Annotated in this window: 25 protein-coding genes; 7 read left to right on the top strand and 18 right to left on the bottom strand. The window is 63.3% G+C overall.

Going from position 1 to position 18,513, the window contains the following annotated elements:
• Positions 1–9: 9 nt before the first annotated feature.
• Entirely contained in the window at positions 10–642 is a 633-nt protein-coding gene (gene queE / locus ASG67_RS03475; RefSeq protein ID WP_056525241.1) for a 7-carboxy-7-deazaguanine synthase, read from the top strand.
• Positions 643–691: 49 nt separating this feature from the next.
• Here queE and ASG67_RS03480 read toward each other — a convergent pair whose 3' ends face one another.
• From ASG67_RS03480 to lipB, 3 genes are all read right to left on the bottom strand, one after another.
• Positions 692–1,387, bottom strand: coding sequence for a hypothetical protein (locus tag ASG67_RS03480; RefSeq protein ID WP_235535026.1), 696 nt, complete (start codon positions 1,385–1,387; stop codon positions 692–694).
• Between the two features lie 274 nt (positions 1,388–1,661).
• Complete coding sequence (locus tag ASG67_RS03485; protein WP_056525247.1) at positions 1,662–1,928, bottom strand: hypothetical protein; 267 nt, start codon at positions 1,926–1,928, stop codon at positions 1,662–1,664.
• A 104-nt stretch (positions 1,929–2,032) separates the two neighbouring features.
• Complete coding sequence (gene lipB / locus ASG67_RS03490; protein ID WP_056525251.1) at positions 2,033–2,686, bottom strand: lipoyl(octanoyl) transferase LipB; 654 nt, start codon at positions 2,684–2,686, stop codon at positions 2,033–2,035.
• A gap of 89 nt (positions 2,687–2,775) precedes the next feature.
• Between lipB and ASG67_RS03495 the strand changes: the two genes are divergently transcribed.
• Positions 2,776–3,636 carry a hypothetical protein gene (locus ASG67_RS03495; RefSeq protein WP_156460613.1) on the top strand — a complete coding sequence of 287 codons (861 nt, stop codon included), beginning with the start codon at positions 2,776–2,778 and terminating at the stop codon, positions 3,634–3,636.
• On the opposite strand, the gene ASG67_RS03500 is transcribed toward ASG67_RS03495, so the two are convergent.
• Genes ASG67_RS03500 through ASG67_RS03510 form a run of 3 tightly spaced genes read right to left on the bottom strand, consistent with a single transcriptional unit; the run spans position 3,588 to position 5,536 of the window.
• Complete coding sequence (locus ASG67_RS03500; protein ID WP_056525257.1) at positions 3,588–4,217, bottom strand: GNAT family N-acetyltransferase; 630 nt, start codon at positions 4,215–4,217, stop codon at positions 3,588–3,590. The genes ASG67_RS03495 and ASG67_RS03500 overlap by 49 nt on opposite strands.
• Positions 4,208–5,050 (bottom strand): oxygen-dependent coproporphyrinogen oxidase, encoded by an 843-nt coding sequence (hemF, locus tag ASG67_RS03505; protein ID WP_156460614.1) that lies wholly within the window; start codon positions 5,048–5,050, stop codon positions 4,208–4,210. Before hemF ends, ASG67_RS03500 begins: the two co-directional genes overlap by 10 nt.
• 39 nt (positions 5,051–5,089) lie before the next feature.
• A complete protein-coding gene (locus tag ASG67_RS03510) occupies positions 5,090–5,536 on the bottom strand; it encodes a tRNA (cytidine(34)-2'-O)-methyltransferase (RefSeq protein WP_056526427.1) in 447 nt (148 codons plus the stop codon).
• 161 nt (positions 5,537–5,697) lie between these two features.
• Here ASG67_RS03510 and petA point away from each other — a divergent pair, with 161 nt between their 5' ends.
• The 4 genes from petA (at position 5,698) to ASG67_RS19340 (ending at position 9,280) form a co-directional block, all read left to right on the top strand.
• Positions 5,698–6,282, top strand: a complete 585-nt coding sequence (gene petA, locus ASG67_RS03515; RefSeq protein ID WP_056525263.1) for a ubiquinol-cytochrome c reductase iron-sulfur subunit — start codon at positions 5,698–5,700, stop codon at positions 6,280–6,282.
• Between the two features lie 11 nt (positions 6,283–6,293).
• A complete protein-coding gene (locus ASG67_RS03520; protein WP_056525265.1) occupies positions 6,294–7,580 on the top strand; it encodes a cytochrome b in 1,287 nt (428 codons plus the stop codon).
• 18 nt (positions 7,581–7,598) lie between these two features.
• Positions 7,599–8,447 carry a cytochrome c1 gene (locus ASG67_RS03525; RefSeq protein WP_056525269.1) on the top strand — a complete coding sequence of 283 codons (849 nt, stop codon included), beginning with the start codon at positions 7,599–7,601 and terminating at the stop codon, positions 8,445–8,447.
• Positions 8,448–8,647: 200 nt separating this feature from the next.
• Positions 8,648–9,280: a hypothetical protein gene (locus tag ASG67_RS19340; RefSeq protein ID WP_082543271.1), complete on the top strand. Its 633-nt coding sequence runs from the start codon at positions 8,648–8,650 to the stop codon at positions 9,278–9,280.
• Between the two features lie 24 nt (positions 9,281–9,304).
• On the opposite strand, the gene ASG67_RS03535 is transcribed toward ASG67_RS19340, so the two are convergent.
• From ASG67_RS03535 to ASG67_RS03565, 7 genes are all read right to left on the bottom strand, one after another.
• On the bottom strand, positions 9,305–9,754 hold the full coding sequence (locus ASG67_RS03535) for a MaoC family dehydratase (RefSeq protein WP_056526430.1): 450 nt from the start codon (positions 9,752–9,754) through the stop codon (positions 9,305–9,307).
• 51 nt (positions 9,755–9,805) lie between these two features.
• Entirely contained in the window at positions 9,806–10,513 is a 708-nt protein-coding gene (locus tag ASG67_RS03540) for an HAD family hydrolase (protein WP_056525275.1), read from the bottom strand.
• 13 nt (positions 10,514–10,526) lie between these two features.
• On the bottom strand, positions 10,527–10,889 hold the full coding sequence (locus tag ASG67_RS03545; RefSeq protein WP_056525278.1) for a hypothetical protein: 363 nt from the start codon (positions 10,887–10,889) through the stop codon (positions 10,527–10,529).
• A 4-nt stretch (positions 10,890–10,893) separates the two neighbouring features.
• Positions 10,894–11,994, bottom strand: a complete 1,101-nt coding sequence (gene ychF, locus ASG67_RS03550) for a redox-regulated ATPase YchF (RefSeq protein WP_056525282.1) — start codon at positions 11,992–11,994, stop codon at positions 10,894–10,896.
• Between the two features lie 71 nt (positions 11,995–12,065).
• Positions 12,066–12,221, bottom strand: a complete 156-nt coding sequence (locus tag ASG67_RS03555) for a hypothetical protein (RefSeq protein WP_235535027.1) — start codon at positions 12,219–12,221, stop codon at positions 12,066–12,068.
• A 189-nt stretch (positions 12,222–12,410) separates the two neighbouring features.
• Positions 12,411–13,013, bottom strand: a complete 603-nt coding sequence (locus ASG67_RS03560) for a TIGR02466 family protein (RefSeq protein WP_056525285.1) — start codon at positions 13,011–13,013, stop codon at positions 12,411–12,413.
• 62 nt (positions 13,014–13,075) lie between these two features.
• Positions 13,076–13,480, bottom strand: coding sequence for a hypothetical protein (locus ASG67_RS03565; protein ID WP_056525288.1), 405 nt, complete (start codon positions 13,478–13,480; stop codon positions 13,076–13,078).
• Positions 13,481–13,629: 149 nt separating this feature from the next.
• On the opposite strand from ASG67_RS03565, the gene ASG67_RS03570 reads away from it, so the two are divergent.
• On the top strand, positions 13,630–14,874 hold the full coding sequence (locus ASG67_RS03570; protein WP_156460615.1) for a DUF2254 domain-containing protein: 1,245 nt from the start codon (positions 13,630–13,632) through the stop codon (positions 14,872–14,874).
• 25 nt (positions 14,875–14,899) lie between these two features.
• Here ASG67_RS03570 and ASG67_RS03575 read toward each other — a convergent pair whose 3' ends face one another.
• The 5 genes from ASG67_RS03575 to ASG67_RS03595 form a co-directional block, all read right to left on the bottom strand.
• Entirely contained in the window at positions 14,900–15,649 is a 750-nt protein-coding gene (locus ASG67_RS03575; protein ID WP_056525290.1) for a carbon-nitrogen hydrolase family protein, read from the bottom strand.
• Between the two features lie 116 nt (positions 15,650–15,765).
• Positions 15,766–15,954 (bottom strand): hypothetical protein, encoded by a 189-nt coding sequence (locus tag ASG67_RS03580; RefSeq protein WP_056525293.1) that lies wholly within the window; start codon positions 15,952–15,954, stop codon positions 15,766–15,768.
• A gap of 157 nt (positions 15,955–16,111) precedes the next feature.
• The gene (gene pth, locus ASG67_RS03585; RefSeq protein ID WP_056525296.1) at positions 16,112–16,678 is read right to left on the bottom strand and encodes an aminoacyl-tRNA hydrolase; all 567 of its coding nucleotides are present in this window, start codon (positions 16,676–16,678) and stop codon (positions 16,112–16,114) included.
• A 90-nt stretch (positions 16,679–16,768) separates the two neighbouring features.
• On the bottom strand, positions 16,769–17,464 hold the full coding sequence (locus tag ASG67_RS03590) for a 50S ribosomal protein L25/general stress protein Ctc (protein ID WP_056525299.1): 696 nt from the start codon (positions 17,462–17,464) through the stop codon (positions 16,769–16,771).
• Positions 17,465–17,597: 133 nt separating this feature from the next.
• Complete coding sequence (locus ASG67_RS03595; RefSeq protein ID WP_056526440.1) at positions 17,598–18,494, bottom strand: TraB/GumN family protein; 897 nt, start codon at positions 18,492–18,494, stop codon at positions 17,598–17,600.
• Between the last annotated feature and the right edge of the window lie 19 nt (positions 18,495–18,513).

The following is an 18,513-nucleotide window of genomic DNA, read 5'->3' on the forward strand; positions in this document are numbered from 1 at the left end:
GCGCGGTCGATGAGCTATGCCGTCAAGGAAATGTTCCTGACGTTGCAGGGCGAGGGCGTGCAGGCGGGTCGCCGCGCGGTATTCGTCCGTTTCGCCGGATGTAACCTGTGGTCGGGCCGCGAGCAGGACCGTGCGACGGCGGTTTGTCGTTTCTGCGATACCGATTTCGTCGGCACCGACGGGGCGGGGGGCGGCAAGTTCGCCGATGCTAACGCGTTGGTGGTGGCGGTCGTCGAATTCTGGGGGCCGTCGCTCGATCGACGCTTCGTCGTGCTGACCGGCGGTGAGCCGATGCTGCAGGTCGATGACGCGATCGTCGATGCGCTGCACGACGCCGGATTCATGATCGCTATCGAATCCAACGGGACGATCCCCGCGCATCCTGGGCTCGACTGGGTCTGCATCAGCCCCAAGGCGGGCAGCGAAGTCGTGCAGCGTGCCGGTGACGAGCTGAAGCTGGTATGGCCACAGGCGGCGATCGACCCGGTCACGCTGGAGGCGTGGGATTTCACCCATCTGCTGATCCAGCCGCTCGACGACGCACACGCGGTAGCGCATCATCAGGCGTGCATCGATCTGGTGATGGAGCGGCCGGCTTGGCGGCTGTCGCTACAGACGCACAAGCTGTTGGGGCTGCGCTGACGACCTGACGAAATCGCTCCCCGGCACTGGGCCAGGGAGCGGGCGAAACTTACTGAACAGCCACCGCGCTGCTGGCCGGCTGTGATGCCACCGCACTGGCGGATGGAGCAACGGCGGGTGGCCAGGCATAGGCGCCGCATTTCTTGACCTGCCACTCGGCCTTCTTGTTCCAGCACAAGATATCGAGCCGTGGCACGGGCATGTAGCCATAGCCGATGTAACGGGGAAAACGCTGCTCACCATAGGGTTTCAGGCTGTTGCGCAGTTCGCGCATCCGCGACTGGGCGACATTGGCCAACTCGCCACGCGGCGCGAACAGCGCGTCGCGGCCGATCGAATGCGCTGTCCGGCAAAAACCGTATTGCGATGCGACGGTGGCGAAGCTGGAATAGGTACGCGTCCCGAACTGGTCGAGTGCGTTCTGGCCGTCGCGCTTGGTTTTATTGGTGCGTTCGAAATACTTGTTCAGCGTATCCCACGCCGTTTTCAGCTCGTCCTTATGATCGAGCAGCACGGCATTGTAGTTGCCGACCGTCAGCAGCGTCGGTTCGAACTGGCACTGCAGCGCCGCGACGTTGAGCGCTGACCGCATCGTCCAGGTCAGGCCGGCGCGCACCTCTTCCGGCGTCGCGCCCGGCAGCGGTTGCACCATGCCGGGTTCCGCGCCCTGTACCGGCAGTCCGGCATAATCGAAACTCTGCAGGAAGAACTGCGCCGAGGCAGGGCCGGCGGACATACCGGCCATCGCCGCACCCATCGTCCCGATGCCTCGCATCCACGTCGATCGCCACACCCTTTTCACGTCACCAGCTCCCGGCTCAATCTTCGTTGCTGGAATCTAAAGCATTTCGACGGCTTGCACAGTCGGTTTCGATAAATCTCATGGCCGAACCGTTCGTCCCATGCGGCCAACCGCTGGTCGCACGTGGAACGATATCCGCAATCGACAATGCCAAAACGAGAAGGGGCCGCCCGGTCGCCCGGACGGCCCCTTCCGCAACATGTAATACTGTGAAGGATTACATCATGTTGTTGGTCATCATGGTGTCGTTCGACATCATCGTGTCGTTCGCCATCATGGTGTCGTTGGCCATCATGCCACCGTTCATCGTGCCGTCGACGGCAGTCATGTTGTCGGTCATGGTGTCCATGCCCTCGGTGGTGTTCATGTCCGTGACCATCGTGTTGTCGGTCGTCGTCTCGGTCTTCGGGCCGCAGGCCGCAACCGCGAGCGCCGCGCCGGCGATCATCGAGCCGGTCAGAACCTTGGAGATGAGTGCACGCATTTTGGAAGCTCCCTAGATAGAGGATTTGGTTGGCTTGCTTGCCCGGTTAATACCCAAATCAACGTGGACATTAAACGGATTACGCAAACCTCTCAAGACTCGTTTTATGTCTGGCAAGAAAGAGTTTGCAGGAAACCCGCTTTGGTCGCCGCCAATGCATCGTCAAATGCAGTCATCGTCGTCGATCGGCCCAGCGCCGCCAGGCTGGTGACGGGATAATCGGGCAGTCCGCAGGGAACGATCCCCCCGAAATGGGACAGATCGGGCGACACGTTCACCGAAAAGCCGTGAAGCGTCACCCATCGCCGCACCCGCACGCCGATTGCGCCGATCTTGGCCTCGCGCCCGTCGCGGTCCAGCGTCCAGATGCCGACACGTCCAGGCGCCCGAAACGCGTCCAGTCCCAAAGTGGCTAGTGCGGCGATCACCCAGCCCTCGACGCCGTGGACGAAACAGCGCACGTCGCGACCGCGTTCGTTCAGGTCGAGCATCAGATACCCCACCCGCTGTCCTGGCCCATGATAGGTGTAGCGGCCACCGCGCCCCGCCGGCATCACTGGAAAGCGAGGATCGACCAGTTCGGCGGGATCGGCGCTGGTTCCTGCGGTATAGACCGGCGGATGTTCCAACAGCCAGATCTGCTCGCGCGCCTGATGCGCCACGATCGCGGCGGCCCGCGCCTCCATCTCGGCCAGTGCCGCGTCATAGGGGATCAGGCCCGCCGATACGCGCCATTCGGGTTCAGGAAGTTCGCTCACACCTGCGCATCTGGCGGCTGGCCATCCCCCGCGCAACACTTTGCGAACCGTCGGTGCTCGGCTATCGGTTCGTTAAGCCCGGATGCGCGATGCCGTACCGGGTAATGGACAGCATGGCGGGACATGGTTTGATGGTCAGAATGGGCACGGTCTGGGATCGGGCGGTCGAAGTGTTGCGGGGACGGGCCAACATCCTCGCCCCGATCGCGATCGGGGCGATCTTCGTTCCCTCGGTCGTCAACCGGGCGTTGGTGCTGTTCGCCGATCCTGCGTCGCGGACGACGGCAATCGTCGCCGCGGTCGTCGCGCTGCTGGTGCTGCTCGCCAACATCTGGGGTCAGTTGGCGATGCTCGCGGTGGCGACGCATCCGGCCACGACGCGCGACGATGCTGCCCGGCAGGCGACGGTACGGCTGCTGCCGGCGCTGGGCGTCATCCTGATGCTGGGCGTACTGTTCGCGCTGGCGCTGGTGCCACCGGTGATTGCGCTGATGCGCGCCGGCGTCGATTTTTCTCAGCCGACCGCGATGCAGTCGGTGCCGGCCGGCGCGTCGGGCTTCATCGGCCTGTACACGATCGCCTTCGTCATTCTGGCACTGTTCGTCGGCGCAAGAATGTTGTTGTTGAACCCGGTGATCCTGAATGAGCGGCGCGGCCTCGGCGCCATCGCCCGTTCTTTCCGGCTGACCCGCGGTCTGACATGGCGGATCGCGGCGGTGATGGTGCTGTTCGCCATCGTCCTGCTGGTGCCGACCCTCGCCGTACAATCGATCGTCGGATTGATCGCCCGACTGGCACTGGGTGCCGAATCGCTGCCGGTCGTCACCTTTCTGGCCTCCGTGGCGGGCGCGGCCGTGACCACCGTCTTCTCGGTCGTCGCCGCCGCCTTCACCGCGCAGCTTTACGTCGCCACGGTCGCCGAAAACGGCGAGGTCCCATTGGGCGGCTGAACTAGCAGCGGAATCTGTGGCGCGGTATCGGCGGGCAATACCCCGGTACCGCGCGGATCGGGGAACGTCTCGACGGTCCGCCCGATCGCGACGAAACCATGCCGGCGGTAAAAGGGCAGGGCGGCCGGGTGGTCCAGCGTACAGGTATGCACCCACACCCGCGACACCCCCTTCGTCCAGGCGCGCATCAGCGCCTCCGCCATCAGCCAGGTGCCATGGCCCTTGCCCGCCAACTCTGGGACGAAGCCGACATAGCCCAGTTCGCAGGCACCGGCTTCGCGATGATCCAGTTCCAGCATACCCACCTCGATCCCCGCCGCATCGACCGCCGCGAATATGGCGACGGCGGGATCGTGGATGATCGCGACCAGCGCATCGTCCACCATCACCAACCGCGAGAACCATAGCCAGGGCGCCCCGACACGGGTGAACAGCGCCCGGTACTTGGCCGGCGTCGGCCGCTCCCACCGCACCAGCCTCAACGGTGATGGTGGCATCGGTCGCAGTGCTGGCCGTGTCCGCATCTCCAGCGTGGTGACTATAGTCGCTACCTGATCGGCGGCGACCGGCATCAATCCCATGTCGCGACCGGCGGCAGGCTCATCAGGATCGCATCGACATTGCCGCCGGTCTTCAGACCGAACAGCGTGCCGCGGTCATGGACCAGGTTGAATTCGGCATAGCGCCCACGCCATGCCCGTTGCACGGCGATGTCCGCTTCCGTGAAGGCGGCATCCATCCGCCGCCGCACGATTCGCGGATAGACGCCCAGAAACGCCTCGCCGACATCGCGGGTCAGGGCGAAATCGGCGTCGAAATCACCCTCCTGATGGTCGTAGAAGATGCCGCCGACACCGCGATGCACGCCGCGATGGGGAATGTAGAAATAGGTATCCGCCCATTCCTTGAACCGGGGATAGTAGCCGGCATCATGCCGATCGCATGCCGCTTTCAGCACGGCATGGAATTCGTCCGTGTCCTCCGCGATTGGCAATGGCGGGTTCAAATCGGCCCCGCCGCCGAACCAGCGCTTCGTCGTCGTCAGGAACCGGGTATTCATATGCACGGCCGGCACATGCGGATTGGCCATATGCGCGACCAGGCTGATGCCCGTGGCGGCAAAGTGAGGGTCGGCGTCGGCACCATGGATCGATGTCGCGAAGCCGGGTTCGAACGTGCCGGCGACGGTCGATACGTTGACGCCCACCTTCTCGAACACGCGACCCTTCATCACCCCGCGCACGCCGCCACCGCCTGGCTCGCCCGACGGGTCGACGCGGTCCCATTCAATATAATCGAATGCGGCATCGGACCCCGCTTCGCGTTCGATCGCCTCGAATGCGGCACAGATACGGTCGCGCAGGCTTTCGAACCAGCGGCGGGCAGCTTGCAGATCGGGATCGTGGTCGGTCATAATCGCCATCCTAATCGAAGCGGCGGTCACTGCCAGCGGTCAAAATGCCCAGACGGTCTGCCGACACGCCTCCGCCATCGCGACTCCGCCCGCCACCGCCACGTTCAGCGATCGGAAACCGGGCCGCATCGGGATCAGGATGCGCAGGTCGGCCCGGTCCTGTACGGCGGCCGGCACGCCCGCCCCCTCCGATCCCAGCAGGATGATATCGTCCGCTCGAAAGGAGATATTGGAAAGCGGCATCGCTCCCGCTGTCGTCATCAGGACGATACGACCGCTGACCTGGCGTTCGAACGCTGCCCAATCGGCATGGCGCACCACATCGGCCCGCGCCGCATAATCCATGCCAGCCCGCGCCATCGCCCGGTCGCCGAATGCGAATCCCATCGGTTCGATCAGATCGACCCCGATTCCCCAGCATGCCGCCGTCCGCAAAAGTGTGCCGACATTACCGGCGATATCAGGTTCGAACAGGGCAAGGCGCATGGCCTGTTCCATAGCGATGGGGCCAGCTTTTCAAAATGCTATTGGCAAAACGGCGAAGCGGCGGCTAACACATCGGGCGGCCCGCCATGGGGATGGATGGGCTGCGGGCGTGACGACGCATATGGCGCCGGGCACCCGCGATCAGGTGAGGGTTTTACTGAATGGCGACTGTCGAAGACCAGCTTCCCCCGGGCGAGGACCCGGCGCTCCTCGACGAAGAGGTCCATGATCCGCGCCGTCGCGACTTCATCAATGTCGCCGCGGTTTCGTTCGCCGGCGTCGGTGCGGTCGCGGTCGTGCTGCCGCTCATCAACCAGATGAACCCCTCGGCCGACGTGCTGGCGCAGTCGTCGACCGAGATCGACATTTCCAAGATCGCCCCCGGTCAGGCGATCAAATCCTCGTTTCGCAAACAGCCGCTGTTCGTCCGCAACCTGACGCCGGCGGAAATCGCCGCTGCCGATGCGGTGCAGATCAGCACTCTGCGCGATCCGCAGACGCTGGAAGAGCGGACGAAGGCGGGCAAGAAGAACTGGCTCATCACGCTCGGCGTCTGCACCCATCTTGGTTGCGTGCCGCTCGGCGCGGGTGAGGGCGAGAACAAGGGGCCGTTCGGCGGCTATTTCTGCCCGTGCCACGGTTCGGCCTACGATACCGCCGGCCGTATCCGGCAGGGTCCGGCACCGCTGAACCTGCACGTTCCCGAATATGCATTCAATTCCGACACCGTCGTGACGGTGGGTTGAGGTAGCCGCACATGAGCTTTCCCTGGGCCAAGCAATATGAACCGAAGCAGCCGCTGATGCGGTGGCTGGACGAGAAGCTGCCCGTGCCGCGTCTCGTCTACAACGCGGTCGGTGCCGGTTATCCCGTGCCGCGCAACCTGAACTATTTCTGGAACTTCGGCGTGCTCGCAGGGGCGGCGCTGGGTATCCAGATCATCACCGGCGTCGTGCTGGCGATGCACTATGCCGCCAATGGCGGCGTGGCATTCGGTTCGGTCGAAAGCATCATGCGCGACGTCAACTCCGGCTGGCTCCTGCGCTATGCGCACGCGAACGGCGCGTCGATGTTCCTGCTCGTCGTCTACATCCATATCGGCCGCGGCCTTTATTATGGGTCGTACAAGGCACCACGAGAAATGGTGTGGCTGCTCGGCGTCGTCATCTTTCTCTTGATGATGGCCACCGCCTTCATGGGCTATGTCCTGCCATGGGGTCAGATGAGCTTCTGGGGTGCCCAGGTCATCACCGGCTTCTTCTCTGCGATCCCGCTGGTGGGCGAATCGATCCGCATCTGGCTGCTGGGCGGCTACGCGCCGGACAACGCCGCGCTGAACCGCTTCTTCTCGCTTCATTATCTGCTGCCGTTCGTCACGGCGGGCGTCATCATCCTGCACATCTGGGCGCTCCACATTCCCGGCTCGAACAACCCGACCGGTGTCGATGTTAAGGGCAAGCAGGATACGGTGCCGTTCCATCCCTATTACACGGCCAAGGATGCGGTCGGCTTGGGCGTGTTCCTGCTGATCTTCGCAACGCTGATCTTTTTCAGCCCCAACCTGCTTGGTCACCCCGATAACTATATCGAGGCGAACCCGCTTTCGACGCCTGCGCACATCGTACCGGAATGGTATTTCCTTCCGTTTTACGCGATCCTGAAGAGCTTCACGGCGGATTTCATCCTGCCGGCCAAGCTGTGGGGCGTGCTGGCGATGTTCGGGTCGATCCTGCTGCTGTTCTTCCTGCCCTGGCTCGACACGTCGCCGGTGCGCTCGTCGAACTATCGGCCGAAGTATCGCGGTTTCCTGATCGTGCTTCTCTTCGACGTGCTGTTGCTGGGCTATGTCGGCGGTGCGGAGGCGAATGCTCGCAACGTGATCCTGGGGCAGTTGGCATCCGCCTATTACTTCCTGCACTTTCTCGTGATCCTGCCGCTGGTGTCGAGTTCGGAGCGGCCTCGCGCCCTTCCGAATTCGATTACGGAGGCCGTGCTGACGAAGAATGGGGGCACCAGCCCCGCCCAGACTGCGCTCGCGAACTGATAAGGACTGACACGCACCATGGTTCGCATCATCGCCATACTGGTCGGCGCCGGCTTCACCTTCGTGCTGGCGCTGGCGCTCTGGGGGACGGTATCCACCGCGATCACCGATCCGGCGCCCGAGACCGCCGAGCATGAATTCCACCTGCATCCGCGCGATGCCGGTCTGTCGTCGGCGGGATTTTTCGGCAAATACGATCGCCGTCAGGTGCAGCGCGGCTTCCAGGTGTTCAAGGAAGTCTGCTCAGCCTGTCACAGCCTGAAGTTCGTCGCCTTCCGCGATCTGGAAGAGATCGGCTATTCGGAGGCCGAGGTGAAGGCGATCGCCAATCAATGGGTGATCGAGACGCCGTCGGTGAACCCCGACACCGGTGAAGCTGCCACGCGCAAGAGCGTTGCCAGCGATCGCTTCCCGTCGCCCTTCGCCAATGAGGTCGCCGCTCGCGCCGCCAACAACAACGCGCTGCCGCCCGATCTGTCACTGATCACCAAGGCGCGTCATGACGGCGCAAACTATGTTTTCTCGCTCGTCGGCAAGGACGGATATCGTCCGCAACCAGCCGAATTGCTGAAGAAATTTGCGGAAACGAAGACACCCGATGGTCTTCATTACAATCCGTACTTCGCCAACCTGAACATCGCGATGCCGCCGCCACTGACGACCGATGGGCAGGTAACGTACACCGATGGCACCGTCGCCACGCATGATCAGATGGCCAAGGATGTCGCCGCGTTCCTGACCTGGACCGCGGAGCCAAAACTGGAAGCACGCCACGCCGCCGGTTTCGCGTCGGTCGTGTTCATCCTGATCTTCTGCTTCCTGGCATGGGGCGCGTATCAGAACGTCTGGCGCGACGTGAAGCATTGATAGCCGTTCGGTGACTGACACGATTTGATTTAAAAGGGGGCGGGACCGGTGGTCTTGCCCCTTCTTCGTGATGGGCTCACTTCGCGCTCGGCGACCAAAGTTGCGGCAGAATGTACTTCGGAACCAGCAATCGTTCAGCCACGTTCCCTCATGACTAGCGGTGCGTTCCTGCCGCTTGCCTCGCAGTACTGGAGGTTGCCATGTCTATTCGTCGTCTTGCGTTGACCGGTCTTCTCGTCGGGCTGGGTTTTGCCACGTCCGCCTGTACCGATGGCTATGGCTATTCCGGCGTCAATGTCGGTTATGGCGTCGGCGGCGGTTACGGCTCTGGGGGGTATTACGACCCATATGATGCCGGTTATGGTTATGGCGGCTATGGCGGCCTCGCCAACTATGGCTGGTATGGTAATTACTATTATCCCGGCACCGGCGTGTACGTGTACGATCGCAACCGTGGTCGCCACCGTTGGAACGACGGCCAGCGCCGTTATTGGGAGGGTCGCCGCGGCAACATCCGCGGTGATGGCCCACGCGACAACTGGGCCGATTTCCGGCGTGATCAGTCACGCGATGGCGGCCGGGACGGCCGTAACGATCGTGGTGTCGTTCGTGGCAATCGACCCGACTACCGCAATGGTATGATCGATCGCGGTCAGGTGAACAACGAGCGTCGCCAGGCGCAGCGCGAACTGCGTGGCCAGATGCGCCAGGAACGACGGGAGAACCGTGGGTTCGGTAACCCCGGACAGGGTCGTGGTTCTGGCAACCGTGGCGGCGGCGCGCGCGGCGGATCCATGCAACGCGGCGGCGCGCCGCAGACCCAGATACCCTGATCTGCGGCGGGCACGCGGGCGGGCTCAGCCGGTCTCCCGCGTTCGGATCATACCCTGCGAAATGAAGCTCATCACCGCCACGTCATCCTGATTGAACACGGTCATGCGGCTGCGATAGAGGCCCATTTCCGGTCGGCTCTTCGACCGCCGCTTGTCGAGGATCTCTGTCTCGCAACGAAGCGTGTCGCCCGGATAGACGGGGCGCAACCAGCGCAGTTCGTCGATGCCGGGTGATCCCAATCCCGCCTCGTCATGGCGTTTCAAATTCTCGACGATCATCGCCATCGTCATCGCGCAGGTATGCCAGCCACTGGCCGACAGACGCCCGAAATGCGTCACGGCCGCCGCCTCGTCCGACAGATGAAAGGGCTGCGGATCGTATTGCTGGGCAAAGGCCATTACCTCCTCGCGCGTCACCGCATATTCACCGAAGCTGGCCCGATGGCCAACGGTCACATCCTCGAAATACCGCATCGACAATCTCCTGCCGCGAATGTGTCGCTTATTACGGCGAATCGCCAGCGATCATGCGTCGAGTCGGGCGATCCTATCGATCCATTCCGGCAGTTCGGCGAGCGACCGCAACTGCGCGAACCGATGATGGTTGACGGGGGCAGGGGCGTGTTCGTGGTCCCACGCCAGTGGCTGCGGTACATAGGCGCCCCAACCCCCCGCCTCGATCGCCGGCAACACGTCCGATCGCATCGAATCGCCCGCCATCACCGCCCGCGCGGGCTGAACGGCGTAACGGTCAAAGATACGCGTGAAGGTCGCCGGCGTCTTGTCGCTGACGATCTCGATTCCCGCAAAACGATCGCCCAGGCCCGAAGCAGCCAGCTTCGCCTCTTGGTGCAGCAGGTCGCCCTTGGTCACCAGCACCAGCCGCCCCTGTGTCGCCAGCGCATCCAGCGTCGCTTCGATCCCGTCCAGTAACTCGACCGGATGCGCCAACAAAGCGCGACCCGCCGCCAGTATCTCACCCACCACGCTGGCCGGCAACGCATCGCCGCCCAGTTCCAACGCGGTTTCGATCATCGACAGGGTAAAGCCTTTGGCACCATAGCCATACAGCGGCAGGTTCCGCGCCTCACATTCAGTCAGCGTATCGCGCGCGACGCCCGCATCGGTGAACGGCGCCAGCATCGCCAGCAAGGCGTCTTCGGCGGCCACGAAATGCCGCATATTGTGCCACAGCGTATCATCGGCATCGAGACAGATCAGATCGATCGGCATAGTAGAGTTGCCTTTATACGCGGCAATGCCGCCCCGCCAGCGCCGGCCACGCGATCAAGAGGAAGATCAGGAACGCCGCCTGGATCGGCACCGCGATGTCGAACCCGTCATAGCCTAACACCCGCCATGCATAGCTGTTGGCCACTACATCCAGCATCATGACGGCAATCCCGACCGACAAGCCCACCCGCCGCCGTGTCAGCAACAGCACAACGACGACCGCATCCAGCAACACCAGCGCGTTCGAGAACAGCGTCAGGCCCACCGGCCCATATCGATATGGCCACCAGCCGAAGCGCAGGAAATCCCACGCGTGCGTCGCGGTGCCGAACGCGAAGCCGGTGACCGCGACACCCGTCAGGACGCGGTCACGCACCCCGTCAGACGTTGAATCGGAACAGCATTACGTCGCCATCATGGACGACATATTCCTTGCCTTCCTGACGCAGCTTGCCCGCATCGCGCGCACCGCTTTCGCCGCCCAGCGCGATGTAATCATCGAACGCGATCGTTTCCGCCCGGATGAACCCGCGTTCGAAATCGGTGTGGATCTCACCGGCGGCCTGCGGGGCCTTCGCACCGACATGCACCGTCCACGCCCGTGCTTCCTTCGGCCCGACGGTGAAGAAGGTCAGCAGGTGCAACAGCTTGTATCCCGCCTGGATCACCCGTGCGAGCCCGGTTTCCGACAGGCCCAACTCCGCCAGGAATTCGCCGCGATCCTCGCTCGGCATCGTGGCGATTTCCGCCTCGATCGCCGCGGATACGACAACGGCTTCGGCACCCTCCGCCTTGGCCTTTTCAAACACGCGCGCGCTGAAGGCATTGCCGTCGGCGGCGTTCGCCTCGTCGACGTTGCAGACGTACAGGACCGGCTTGGCGGTCAGCAACTGCGCCTGCGCGAAGACGCGCGCCTCCTCCTCGTCCTTCGGCTTGGTCAGCCGCGCCGGCTTGCCCTCGCGCAACAGATCCAGTGCCTGACCCAGTACCGACGCACCGATCTTCGATTCCTTGTCGCCCTGCTGACCCTTTTTCGCCAGATTGGGGACGCGCTTTTCGAGGCTTTCGAGGTCCGACAGCATCAGCTCGGTTTCGACCGTCTCGGCATCGGCGATCGGATCGACCTTGCCTTCGACATGGGTGACGTCGCCGTCCTCGAAACAGCGCAGGACATGAACGATCGCATCCACCTCGCGGATGTTGCCGAGGAACTGGTTGCCCAGCCCCTCGCCCTTCGACGCGCCGCGGACCAGCCCGGCGATGTCGACGAATGCCAGCTGCGTTTCGATGATCTTCGCAGAGCCGGCGATCGCCGCCAGCTTGTCCAGTCGCGCATCGGGCACGGCCACGTTGCCGACGTTCGGCTCGATCGTGCAAAACGGGTAATTGGCCGCCTGGGCCGCCGCCGTCTCGGTCAGCGCATTGAAAAGGGTGGACTTGCCCACATTGGGCAGGCCCACGATGCCGCAGCGGAAACCCATGCGTCGTTCCTGATAGGTGAGGGGGAAAGCGTCGCTCTAGCGGCCCCGGCCCCTTACCTCAATGGGTCGGATCAGCCGGCCAGTTGGTCCACGGCGGCATAGCCGAACAGGCTCACCGACAACGCGACCGATACACCGCACAGGATCAGGCCGACAAATTCCAGAATCTTGGGATTGGGTCGCTGTTCCTTGCGATTGCGCGCCGCGCCAGAGAGCACAAAGCTCATCAGCATCCCATAGGTGAAGACAACCGCTCCGAACATAACGCCTTCCCGCTGTCGATCCGGCAGCCGACTGGCCACCATTCCCGATCCGGTCTTATCAATGGCCGACAAGCGCTGAAAAATGGTTAACGGCGAAATGCGCTATTCCTGCGATAAAGGGGAATGGCGGGCGGGAACAAAGCGCTATCGCCATCAACGATAATTGAAACTGATGCTGATCCGTTCACCCTTGGCGGCATTGGTGACAACTTCGTGGCGCAACCAGCTTTCCCACAGCAAAACGGTGCCGGGCAGGGGGCGGATCGTCTCGAACGTCCGCATGCCCTCCACCGCATCGGCGCGGCGGGTGGGGGCGGCCATCAGCATCGGCAGGCGCGGGTCTTCCAGCGTCAGGCCGCCGGCGCCCTCCGGCATCACGACATACAGCGTACCGGATACGACGCTGTGCGGATGCAGATGCGCGCTATGATGCCCGCCGGTCTTCAGCAGATTGACCCACAAACTGTCGAGCTTCAGCCGCTTGCCGCCCAGATCGAACGCACAGGCCTCCGCAAAGCGCGCGACATGCTTGTCCAGTAACCGCTTCAGATCGGCAAAGATCGGATCGCGCCGCGGCAAGTCGTCCAGCGACGCGTACGAGGTATAACCGCGATAGCCATGATCGCGCGACCAGCGACGACCGGCAGTATCGTCCACCGCCAATGTCCGCACCGAATGCTCCAGTTCGGTCAACAGGGCCTCGTCACCCAGCTGTTCATCATAGAGAAGCGTGGGAAAGAACTGCCGTACCGCCATGACGGATGCGGGTGCGCCGTGGGGGAGGGCCTGTCAACCACGCGCCCGTCGCGGCGGCGGGATCAACCCGCCGCGTGATCCGCTGCGACCACCCGTGTCATTCCGGCGATTACCGCGCGCGCGGCCGTACCATCGACCAGCGTGGCGGCGGCGGCCTGCGCCGCGGCGATGCGGTCCGCGCGCACCAGTCGCCAGATGCCGAGCACGACGGCCTCGGTTTCCTCCACGTCGGAGTGGCAGGGGCGCTGGAACACCAGCGTCTCCGCCGATCCGTCATCCATGGCGCGCATCACCTGATCGAATGCCGCACACGCGGTCGCGCCGCCATGTCCGGCAAAACCGCTGGCGGTGGCCGTGGCGGGTACGCCCGCCAACGTCAGTGCATGAACCCAGGTCCGTGTCGCATCGAGGAGATAGCGTTCGAATACAGGCAATTCGGAAACCGGCCGATCGATGAGGTCGTACAAGTAACGCACTCCACTCGCTAATGAGAATGCCTCTCACTAATAGCTGGGAGCGTCTTGGTCAATGCGTATCATGCGATCGACGGCACGTTCGGCCGCGTCGTGCATTGGTAATCCGTCGCCAGCTATGGGCGATTGGGGAGGGGCAGACATTGAGCAGATGGTCATGGATCGTCAGGCGGATCATCCGTCAGGTCTGGTTCCGCGCTGCCCTCATCAGCCTGTTGAGCGTCGCACTAGCGATACTGGCAGCCGTGGTGACGCCGCATCTGCCCTATGATTTCGGCGGCGATCTGGGGCAGGACGCGGTCGGCACGATCCTTCAGATCATGGCGTCGAGCATGTTGGCGGTGACGACATTCTCCCTCACCGCCATGGTCAGCGCCTATTCGTCCGCAACGCAACTGGCGACGCCCCGCGCCACGCAGTTGCTCATCAGCGATCCGACCTCGCAGAACGCGTTGTCTACCTTCCTGGGTGCCTTTGTCTTTTCGATCGTCGGCATCATCGGGTTGCAGACGAGTGTCTACGGCACCGAAGGCCGGATCATCCTGTTCGGAGCGACGATCCTAGTCATTATCTGGGTCGTCGTGACGTTGCTGCGCTGGATCGCGCATATCACCGCGTTCGGGCGCATGTCCGACGTGATCGACCGGGTTGAGGATGCCGCCGGGCAGGCGATGAAGGCGTTCGCTGACGATCCCTATCTCGGTGGCCGGCCAGTCGTGCCGATTCCGGGTGACGCCACGCCGATCCGCGGCGAAAGGACGGGATATGTAACCCATATCGATATCGCCGAGTTGGGCGCGATCGCCGCCCGATCCGGCCTCGTCATCCACGTCAGCGCCTTGCCGGGAACGATGCTGCATCCACAGCGCGACCTGATGCAGGTCGAGGGGGCGATCGACGATGAGACGCGCGGTGCGATGATCGCTGCGTTTACGATCGAGCGGCACCGCACATTCGATCAGGACCCCCGGCTTGGCCTGATCGCGCTGTCCGAAATTGCCAGCCGGGCGCTGTCACCCGCGGTCAACGATCCAGGAACCGCGATCGAAGTGTTGAACGCCCTCCTTCGCGTCCTGCTTTGCCTGCCACCCGACGAGCCGGGGCCAGCAGAGCGGGCCGAGCGGCCGCGCGTTCACCTGCCGCGACTGACGATTGACGACATGCTGGCCGACGCCTTCCGTCCCATCCTGCGGGATGGCGGCAGTCAGACAGAGGTCGCCATCCGTCTCACCAGCACGCTGGCCGCTCTGTCGACGGCCCTGCCGTCCGCACGGGGCGCCATCAGCGTGTTCGCCCGCAACTGTCACGATCGGGCGCGCCGGCTGATCGAGGATCCCGACGATCTGGCCGCGTTCGAGGAAGCGCATGCTCGGGTGTGGCCGGTATAATCGCCGCCAGCGTCAGATGAGTCAGTCAGCCCACAATCTGGTCGGTGGCCACCTCGACATCGGGTAGGCTGAACACGACGGCCCCTTCCACCAGTTCCGGAACCCGCGCCACGATCCGACCGTCCGGCGCGACGATCGCGGTGCAGCTGTAACTCAGGCGATCGTCGCAAGCGCCGGTCACATCGGATGATACCACCCAACAGCCGGTCTGACGGGCGCGGTCCACCAGATTGGCGAGACTCTTCGTCCGCCAGCGCCCTGCCGTTTCTGGCGGCAGCATATTATTCAGTGGGTAGAGGATCAGGCGAGCCTGCTGTTCGGCCAGTCTTTCAGCAGCGTCGGCATGATTGGCATCGTTGCAGATGTTGATGCCGAACCGGACACCCGATCTGACGAAGGTAGGAAAATCTTCGCCCGCCGTGACGCCCGGTTCGTTGGGGTGGGCTTTGGCAAAATGCCCGATGATCCGGCCGCGTTCGATGACCAGCGCACGATTGAATATCCGTCCGTCCACCGAAACGAAGGCGCCCACGACCAACGTCGTGGAATAAGCCGCCACGCGTCTGCACAAAGCGGTCAGGGCGAAGTCGGATGCATGCCCCGCCCGCAAGCGGATCGTGGTGAGGTCATAAGAATGCCCCAGCAGAAACGCTTCGGGAAAGACGATCAAATCGATAGCTTCCGTCGCGGCCCATTGCAGGCGCTGCACGATCGCGTCGCCCGCGGCCACGGCATCATCGGCAATGGCCCGACATTGAATGGCAGCAATCCGCATGGCAGCAGTATGTCCCCGATCGCTCCCGGTTCAGCCCCATGCTTCATCGCACACGAAAAAGCCGGCCGCGATTTCGTCGCGACCGGCTTTTTCGTATTTGATGAAGACTGGGGGTGTTAGGCCGCAGCAGCCTCGAAGTGGCCGCACCAGTCATTTGCTTCGACCTTCGGCCATACGCCGGCGGTGTCGCCGCTCGGCTGGCTGATCGGCGGGTTGTAACGGCACAGGCCCAGATCGGCGGATGCCTCGCTATCGAAAAAGCGGCACTTGGCGCATGCAGCGGCGCCGGCGGTGGTGAGAGCCATGGAATATCTCCGTTGCAAGTTGTTGTCTGTTGAACGTCAAGTAACCCCGCAAAGTTCCTGAAACAACAACAATCAACTATTGCGATAAACTCTCACTCAAGCTGCGAATAAGTCTCATTCAAGTATTCAACTATTGCGATCAACTATCATTTACAGTTCAGGACAGTCGCATGGCGACGTCATTCATGAACCGCACCGGATCACCGGCGGTCAGCCACGCGGCCTCGCCCGCCACCGCGCCCAGCATATCGGCCAGCGGGTCCATTTCAGCCTTGGCGAAATTGCCGAGTACATAACCACTTACCCGGTCCTTGTGCCCCGGATGGCCGATGCCCAGACGTACCCGGCGATACTCCTGGCCCAGATGCTGGTCGGTCGATCGCAGGCCGTTATGCCCCGCCGCGCCGCCGCCGGTCTTCACCTTCACCTTGAACGGCACCAGATCGAGTTCGTCGTGGAACACCGTCAGCGCGTCCACATCCAGCTTGTAGAAGCGCAGCGCTTCCCCGATCGACCGGCCGCTGTCGTTCATGAAGGTCGCCGGTTTCAGCAACAGCACTTTCTCCGACCCGATTCGGCCTTCCTGCGTCCAGCCCTGGAACTGCTTCCTGACCGGGCCGAAGCCATGCACCGCCGCGATGGCATCGACCGCCATGAAGCCGACATTGTGCCGGTGCAGCGCATATTGCGCGCCCGGATTGCCGAGTCCTGCCCACACCTGCACGTCATCTCTCCCAACGAAAAAGGGGCAGGGGAGCGTCGCCGCTTCCCTGCCCCCGATCGGTACGCCACCCGGTGGGCGACGCAGTCGGCATCAGTCCTTCTTCTGGACCGACACCTTGTCGTCGTCGTTATCGTCGTCGTTCGGCTCCTCGGCGGCCGCTTCGGCCTCAGCCTCGGCTGCCTGTGCTTCGGCGACTTCGGCCTCAAGCTGCTCGTCCTCGACGGTCGGCACGGTCGGCGGCACGATCGTGGCGATCGCGAAATCGCGGTCGTCGATCGCGGCCGTCGCGCCCTTGGGCAGCTTCACGTCCGAGATGTGGATCGAGTCGCCGATTTCGAGACCCTTCAGCGAGATCGAAATCTCGGCCGGGATATCCGACGCATCGACCACCAGTTCGATCTCGTGACGCGTGATGTTCAGCACACCATTGCCGCGCTTGATGCCGGGTGCCTCTTCCTCGTCGGTGAACACCACCGGCACGGCGACCGTCACGGTCGTGTGCTCGCCGATGCGCAGGAAGTCGACGTGGATCGGGCGATCGGTGACGGGGTGGAAGGCCACGTCCTTGGGCAGCGTGCGCTGACCATCGACCATCACGATCGAATTCATGAAGTGGCCGGTCATCAGCGCCTTCATCAGGACCTTCTCTTCCAGATGAACGGAAGTCGGCTCCTTGTTCTGGCCATAGATCACGGCAGGCACGCGGCCGTCACGACGCAGCGCCCGGGAGGCTCCCTTGCCAACCCGGTCGCGCGTCTCGGCTGCGAGCGTAATGGTGTCGCTCATATCATATCTCCGAAACTTGTGCTTTCCCGCGCCACGCCTCCAGGGATGACCATGGCCGGAAGCGGGCGCGCTTAGCGGAGACAGGTGAAAATCGCAAGTCTTCCAGTCTCCCCCCGTCCGACGGGGAAGAGATTCAATAAGCCACCCGCGTCGCCTTCACCCCCAGTGCGTTCAACTGTGCCTGCACCGAATCGGCCCCCGCCAGATGCCCGGCACCCACCGCGATGAACACCGTGCCCGGCCGTGCCATGCGCTGCTTGATCCATGTCGCCCACCGCTTGTTGCGATCGACCAACAACACCTTGGCGACCTCCGGCGAGTCCTTCAGGCTGTCGTTCATATCCTCGGCCAGTGCTTCCGGACGCCCGGCAGCCCAGTCGTCGACCATCTTCGACATCACCGTCTCGACCGTTGGCAATTCATCGATCGTGCTGCCCAGAAACTCCAGCTGCGCCTTGTCCGACAGGCTGCTGAAGTACCCAAGCTGCTGCGCCGCCGTCTCCAGCCCCGTCACTGGTTTGCCCGCCGCCTTCGCCGCCGCCGTGATGACCTGTTCCGGCCCGTTCGACGTGTCGTATCCCAGCTTCGCCAGCGGCGTCACCGACAGCTGCGTCGCCGCCAGCCACGGCTTGAACTTGTCGAGTGCATTTGCTGGCAGGCCCGCATCGATCACCGCTTGCGTATACGCCGCCCGCCGCGCCACCGGCAGCCGCTCGACCAGCGGCGGCGTACCGGCCGGGGCCAGCCCCGTTGCCTTCACCAGTCCCTGCATCGTCGCCGGATCGGGCATCACCAGCTCCAGCTTCACCTCGTCCGATCGGTCGAACGCGGTCTTCACCGCTTCGTCGAACCAGGTCATGCCGGGTTTCAGCACATGGATCGTCCCGAACAGATAGATCGTCGTGTCGGCATCCTTCACCACCCACAGCGCCGGATCGGCATCGTTGGCGGGCTTCGCGGTCTGCGCACAGGCGGGCAGCGACAGGGTAAGGGCGAGGGCCGTGAACGCGGCGCGAAAGGATCGGGTCATGCCCGCGCGATGTAGGCAG

It is taken from the genome of Sphingomonas sp. Leaf339, from assembly GCF_001426195.1.
Taxonomy (GTDB): Bacteria; Pseudomonadota; Alphaproteobacteria; order Sphingomonadales; family Sphingomonadaceae; genus Sphingomonas.

Bases quoted from the DNA above. Each gene is read 5' to 3' on its own strand.
- ASG67_RS03485 (WP_056525247.1), bottom strand. From the start codon at position 1,928: ATGCGTGCACTCATCTCCAAGGTTCTGACCGGCTCGATGATCGCCGGC.
- ASG67_RS03555 (WP_235535027.1), bottom strand. From the start codon at position 12,221: ATGAGCTTTGTGCTCTCTGGCGCGGCGCGCAATCGCAAGGAACAGCGA.
- ASG67_RS03520 (WP_056525265.1), top strand. From the start codon at position 6,294: ATGAGCTTTCCCTGGGCCAAGCAATATGAACCGAAGCAGCCGCTGATG.
- ASG67_RS03535 (WP_056526430.1), bottom strand. From the start codon at position 9,754: ATGCGGTATTTCGAGGATGTGACCGTTGGCCATCGGGCCAGCTTCGGT.
- ychF (WP_056525282.1), bottom strand. From the start codon at position 11,994: ATGGGTTTCCGCTGCGGCATCGTGGGCCTGCCCAATGTGGGCAAGTCC.
- hemF (WP_156460614.1), bottom strand. From the start codon at position 5,050: ATGACCGACCACGATCCCGATCTGCAAGCTGCCCGCCGCTGGTTCGAA.
- ASG67_RS03480 (WP_235535026.1), bottom strand. From the start codon at position 1,387: ATGGCCGGTATGTCCGCCGGCCCTGCCTCGGCGCAGTTCTTCCTGCAG.
- ASG67_RS03590 (WP_056525299.1), bottom strand. From the start codon at position 17,464: ATGAGCGACACCATTACGCTCGCAGCCGAGACGCGCGACCGGGTTGGC.
- ASG67_RS03510 (WP_056526427.1), bottom strand. From the start codon at position 5,536: ATGCGCCTTGCCCTGTTCGAACCTGATATCGCCGGTAATGTCGGCACA.
- ASG67_RS03560 (WP_056525285.1), bottom strand. From the start codon at position 13,013: ATGGCGGTACGGCAGTTCTTTCCCACGCTTCTCTATGATGAACAGCTG.
- ASG67_RS03500 (WP_056525257.1), bottom strand. From the start codon at position 4,217: ATGGGATTGATGCCGGTCGCCGCCGATCAGGTAGCGACTATAGTCACC.
- ASG67_RS03580 (WP_056525293.1), bottom strand. From the start codon at position 15,954: ATGGCTCTCACCACCGCCGGCGCCGCTGCATGCGCCAAGTGCCGCTTT.
- ASG67_RS19340 (WP_082543271.1), top strand. From the start codon at position 8,648: ATGTCTATTCGTCGTCTTGCGTTGACCGGTCTTCTCGTCGGGCTGGGT.
- ASG67_RS03525 (WP_056525269.1), top strand. From the start codon at position 7,599: ATGGTTCGCATCATCGCCATACTGGTCGGCGCCGGCTTCACCTTCGTG.
- queE (WP_056525241.1), top strand. From the start codon at position 10: ATGAGCTATGCCGTCAAGGAAATGTTCCTGACGTTGCAGGGCGAGGGC.
- ASG67_RS03495 (WP_156460613.1), top strand. From the start codon at position 2,776: ATGCCGTACCGGGTAATGGACAGCATGGCGGGACATGGTTTGATGGTC.
- ASG67_RS03575 (WP_056525290.1), bottom strand. From the start codon at position 15,649: ATGCGGATTGCTGCCATTCAATGTCGGGCCATTGCCGATGATGCCGTG.
- ASG67_RS03540 (WP_056525275.1), bottom strand. From the start codon at position 10,513: ATGCCGATCGATCTGATCTGTCTCGATGCCGATGATACGCTGTGGCAC.
- petA (WP_056525263.1), top strand. From the start codon at position 5,698: ATGGCGACTGTCGAAGACCAGCTTCCCCCGGGCGAGGACCCGGCGCTC.
- ASG67_RS03595 (WP_056526440.1), bottom strand. From the start codon at position 18,494: ATGACCCGATCCTTTCGCGCCGCGTTCACGGCCCTCGCCCTTACCCTG.